The sequence below is a fragment of the Haoranjiania flava genome (assembly GCF_025631005.1).
GTDB classification, from domain to species: Bacteria; Bacteroidota; Bacteroidia; order Chitinophagales; family Chitinophagaceae; genus Haoranjiania; species Haoranjiania flava.
This window is the reverse complement of the sequence record NZ_JAOTPL010000044.1, coordinates 1-1,732: the sequence shown is the minus strand read 5'-3', so window position 1 is coordinate 1,732 and position 1,732 is coordinate 1. Positions and strand designations below refer to the sequence as shown.

Sequence of the window (1,732 nt, the reverse complement as noted above, 5' to 3'; positions counted from 1 at the left end):
CAGTCTGTGAAAAAAGTACACAAACTATTTCAAATATAGTCAATATTTCTTAAATTCATAACGTATTTATAACGCACAGTTTTATGCCTATAATCAACGGTTTAGACAGACAACAAATTACTTTTTCCAGTTTGGAAGATGCTGTTGCTACAGATAATGACGTCCGGTTTATTGATGCTTTTGTAGATAAGTTGGATTTACAACAATTGGGTGTTCAGTCCTTGACTTCCTCGGATAAAAAGAAAGATGGCAGAGCTGCTTTTAGCGATGCTTTGTTTCTCAAACTCTATCTTTACGCTTACCTCAATGGCATTCGCAGCAGCAGAAAACTTGAGCGCGAAGCCATCCGAAATATAGAACTACAATGGTTATTGCAAGGCCTGCATCCTAATTACCATTCCATTGCCGACTTTCGAAAAATCAATGCGCAAGCCCTCCAAAATCTGTTTAAATTATTTGTTTCTTTTCTGAAAGATGCAGGATTAATAGGCGGAGAAGTGATTGCTGTAGATGGCACTAAAATCCGAGGCAACAACAGTAAGAAGAACAATTATAATCCTAAAAAAATCCAACGGCACTTGGATTACATCGAACAGAAAAGCAAGGCATTGCTCGAGGAGTTTGAGCAGACCGATGCCTCCGAAGATGAAGCGATAAGCCTTGGTGATGTGCAAGAAAAACTAGCACGCCTTCAGCAACACAAGATAAAATACGAAGCCTTACAGGAGCAGTTAGATCAAAGCCAAGAGCCACAAGTAAGCACTACCGATCCAGATGCAAGGGCTTTATTGGTAAGAGGAGTTGTGGTAGAAGTGGGTTATAATATGCAGGCAGCGATAGATCAGGAACATAAATTGGTAGTAGCAACACATACCATCAATCGTAATGATAAAAATGCCTTGTATGCTATCAGCAAAGAAGCGAAAGAGAATATAGCAGCAGATAAATTAACTGTTTTGGCGGATAAAGGCTACCATACCGGAAAAGAATTACAAGCTTGCCAAGAATGTGGAATAGACACGATTGTAGCCCGCCAGGAGTTGGTCAACAGCAATGCAAAAGGCACACAGCCTGAATATATGGTTCAGCATTTTGTGTATGATGAAGTATCAGATACTTACACCTGCCCAGCAGGACAAACACTACATACCACAGGTAGATTACACAGAAAGAAGCGCGATAATGATGTCAGTTATCAGTTTAAGAAATACCGCACACCTGCGTGTTTAACGTGTTCCGTAAAAGATTTGTGCACAGGTCGTCACGATGGCAGGCGAGAGATAGAACGCAGTGAATATGCCACAGCGGTAGAGCGTAACAAGCATAATTACGAATCCAATCCAGCATTATATCGTCAACGACAAGAGATCAATGAGCATATCTTTGGCACCATCAAACGGCAGTGGAATTTGTATTACACCAATCTGCGAGGCTTAGAGAAAGTGAATGGAGAAGTGGCTTTAATCATGCTTGTTTACAATATGAAACGGACCCGCAATATCCTGGGCTTTAAGGATCTGATGGAAAAACTGCAAAGTTGGACACCAAAGTACCCAGGCGGTGTTTTATCTTCAGAAAACCGACTCCATAAGCGATTAAATAAGACATTTTATTTTCCAAGTCAATTATTATGCGCATAAAAACAAGTACTCCTAAAACACCTTATAACTAAGTTTATACCCATTCTATCAACTGATTTTTGCCTGAAACTGACTTTTTTCACAGCCTGACG

General features: G+C 40.1%; 1 protein-coding gene. It reads left to right on the top strand.

Features of this window, described 5'->3' with window-relative positions:
* The first annotated feature begins 83 nt into the window (after positions 1-83).
* Entirely contained in the window at positions 84-1,640 is a 1,557-nt protein-coding gene (locus tag OD355_RS13760) for an IS1182 family transposase (protein WP_263039072.1), read from the top strand.
* Positions 1,641-1,732 lie beyond the last annotated feature (92 nt).